The organism is Microcystis sp. M169S2, assembly GCF_020245865.1.
Taxonomy (GTDB): Bacteria; Cyanobacteriota; Cyanobacteriia; order Cyanobacteriales; family Microcystaceae; genus Microcystis; species Microcystis ichthyoblabe_A.
Window position 1 is genome coordinate 1 of sequence record NZ_JADBUB010000123.1, and the last position, 3,527, is coordinate 3,527.

Sequence of the window (3,527 nt, forward strand, 5' to 3'; positions counted from 1 at the left end):
ATTTTGCTAATAAACATAGCAAAATTATAGATGATTTCCTGACCTAAGATCACATTTTATTCTTTTTTCCACTTCAATCTAAGAATTGAGAAAAAAGCAAAACCTTACATTATACCATAAAAAAATTATGCAAGAGGTCTACTTATCATTTTCGTTATTTAGGTCATATATGGTAAATATGACTTATCTTTTTTTGGAGTCTGTGTCTGTATTTTATGCTACATAAGCTTTTCAGCTTGCTTGTCCCCCTGTCAGGGCTTTTCCCTGTTGTCTGCTTCCGCCAAATACACCTGTTCAAATTTCTCTAACAAGGTCTCAAACGCTCTTCTCTTGAGTCCTGTGGTCGCTCTCAAGAGTCTATCTTGATGCAATATTCTGCCAATGTTCAGCATTCAAGGGGATATCCAATCATTGTTTCTTCCCCATTATGCCACTATTCCGCAACAAGTCTAATGGTTTGAGCGAAACCCAACATTCTTTAAAACATCGGTGCAGTTGGGTTTCGCTCAAGCATCGCTCATGTTTGACAGACAAGAGTTGTTATTGTTCAACCCAACCTACAGATCGAACGTCTTCTGGGTGGTTGCCAATAACCTGAATCTTTCTAGCTTTGCGGATGCAGTCGTTGTAATGATCATATTCTGTCTGTACCTCATAAGTCAGAGAATTGCTATATTCCCCCTTCTGCATGAGTGCCTGTCCTCACGGATTTAGTATAACTTGCATTTTTCACTCAAAGACAACGCCAATTCACACTGGAATTGGCGCTTCATGCCGATAATTTCCCTATATTAATCGCTGGAGTAATTAACAACTTCTGGGACAATCTCTAATTCTTGTTCACCAATTACAGGTAAATGATTTTTCTGTAAACCCATAGCAGTTAAACAAGTATTGAGAGAGTTTATCGCTTGGTTATAATCCTCAATTTTTTGGTTAATTTCTTTCTGTTTGTGGGAATTATTAGCAATTTTTTCCGCCGCTTCCTGTTCTAAGGTTTGTTCTAGATAAGAACGAGCTTGATTGAACTGTTGTAGAATAGTATCCGCTTGTTTTTTCGCCATTGGTATCAATTGATTTTTTAAAGTATTATTAATGGTTTGACGGAAGTTTTTCTGAATTGTCGCTGATACTTTTGGCTCAAAATCTAACTTAAGTAATTGACGGATAGCAGGTTCAGCATCAAGAATACTTTCACAGTCATAACCTTGGGCAGTTTGTTGGACAGTTTGCCGAAATTGAAAGATAGAAAAAGTGCCTTCGTTGTAAAAATTGTGATTTTCTCTTACATAGCGATCGCACTCGGTTTTTGCTTCGGAAATCAAGGCATTAATTAACTGCAATTCCACCTGTTTTAGCTGATTTTCTATGCCACCATCATTACCCAATAAACGATAGATTTGCCGATAATAATCACCTTGCCTTACCGCATCTAAGAGACGCTGACAGAAGCGATTAACTAAACTGGTTGACTCCTCAATTAACACATCTTCTAGCTGGTTAGACAGATAATAAAAAGCTTCTACTAATACTGCTAATAAAGGTGCTGTAGCATTGCGAGGATGGGTTAAAGTCGCTTGCGAGTAAGCATTTCTGACAGAAAAAGTATTTAATAACTCATCCAATCTTGATACCATTCTCGCTTTCAGTTTTTTAAAGTCTTCTTCAAAGTTTTCATCGCTATTAACCACGATAGCATTGACATAACCCTCGATATGTTTAGTTAATTTCTCTCCCACTTCCTTTAACTCTTGATTGAGGTGATTTAACTCCAGAGCTTTCATCGCCTCAATTTCTCGTGGTTGACTCTCTAAATCACGATAAATCCCTTGATAATGATTTTTGAGAGTGATGCAAAGAGATTGTAAATCATCGGCTAAAGTTGCAAACAATTGCGGGCGTTTTTCTTCGGTGAGATAACGAGTAATTGCCTTGCGAAATTCTTCGATACCGCTATCAGCAATTAACTGCTCTAGTAAAGGAGTTCCCCACTCACTTAAAACTCGGAAGTAATTTTTATTAGGAGTTTCATAACCGTGGATGGAAACTTTAAAGGGAGTTGCCAGTAATTTACCTGAGTTAGCACAATAGTTATTAAACTCGCTGACAAATTGCGGTGTTTCTTCTTGTCCTCCTAAATTTTTAACACTTTCGGCAAAGATAGAATCTAAACCATAACGCTGATTAATATTAGTTTGATTTTTCACCTGATACCCATAAAACCCTAAAAGTCCACTGGTTTTGTAAATGCGGGAAGTATCACGAAATTGCGTTTGAATTAGGTTTTCTAAACGCTGTTTTAGTTGGGCTGAGTACCAGGTTTCATCGATGCGGTTAAAAACATAAAAAACTCGATCACGAATACCAGCATTAGAGCCAATTTTTTCGAGTAATTCCGTTTCTTCTGTGGCTAATTCTCCCGCAGAAGCAGCCTTTAAAACACAAACCACTGCCGAAGTATCAGGATGCTCTATTTTACGATAGGCTAAAGCGGCATCTTTTTTGACTGGGGCATCAATACCAGGCAAATCTACCAAAACGTTACCATCTTTAAGGAGAGGATGATGACAGTAATATTCTAGACGTTTTAAGACGGCACTATTGCTACCACGACGGGCAAAACTGGCTGCTTCTGCTAAATTAGAAAAGTGAAATTGTTCCATGGAATAGGTGGCATTATGCATCGTATGGATCCGCTCACGATTTTGAGTAAATCCTTCAATTAATAATTTTAAACCCTGAGCTTGTTTAGCTCGCTCGGATTTGCCTTCTCCCCCTTCCTGTTCGATAATTTTTTGACAGTATTGGTTTAACTGACTACAGTATTCTGGAGAATTAATGTTACTGGGATTAGTTAATTGCAGATTTTGACAGACGCTATCGACTAAAGTACGAATTTCTGCTTCGCTGAGAAAGGTTAAAACCACTCTTTCCTCATCAGCTTCTGCGTACTCAATATAACATTCTGTACCCGTTGCGTGTCCTTCGGCACTATAGAGCAATTCTCGCTCTAAAAGTGCATTGATTAACATTGATTTCCCGGCACTAAAAGCACCGGCGAAAACGATTTCAAATTTGGGAGAAATGGCTTTTTGTAGGGCAATTTCTATCTTGCTGGTATCCTGTTGATTGCGGAGAGACGATTCGCCTTTCAATAGTTCAATTATACTGTTAACATTACCAGCCAGATTACTGCATTGGGGTAAAAGTTCAGTCATGGTAAAACCCAGATCTAGAAGAACAGTGCTATTATTCCCCACATGATAACAAAATTCCCTAACTAGATGTCACATCTTTGCTCAGTAATTTAAGCAATCAAGGACAAGGCCCTAGTCTTGAATCTAGAATAGACCTCTTGCATAATTTTTTTATGGTATAATGCAAGGTTTTGCTTTTTTCTCAATTCTTAGATTGAAGTGGAAAAAAGAATAAAATGTGATCTTAGGTCAGGAAATCATCTATAATTTTGCTATGTTTATTAGCAAAATTATGGATTATCAAAACTTATCAGATGAACAATTCAAACG

At 37.6% G+C, this 3,527-nt stretch carries 1 protein-coding gene; it reads right to left on the minus strand.

Annotated elements, in window-relative coordinates; genetic code table 11:
• Window positions 1-791 precede the first annotated feature (791 nt).
• Window positions 792-3,218, minus strand: a complete 2,427-nt coding sequence (locus tag IM485_RS12920) for a dynamin family protein (RefSeq protein WP_104398419.1) — start codon at window positions 3,216-3,218, stop codon at window positions 792-794.
• Between the last annotated feature and the right edge of the window lie 309 nt (window positions 3,219-3,527).

What these genes read in the sequence shown, in the direction of transcription:
- IM485_RS12920 (WP_104398419.1), bottom strand. Translation starts at nt 3,218, where the DNA reads ATGACTGAACTTTTACCCCAATGCAGTAATCTGGCTGGTAATGTTAAC.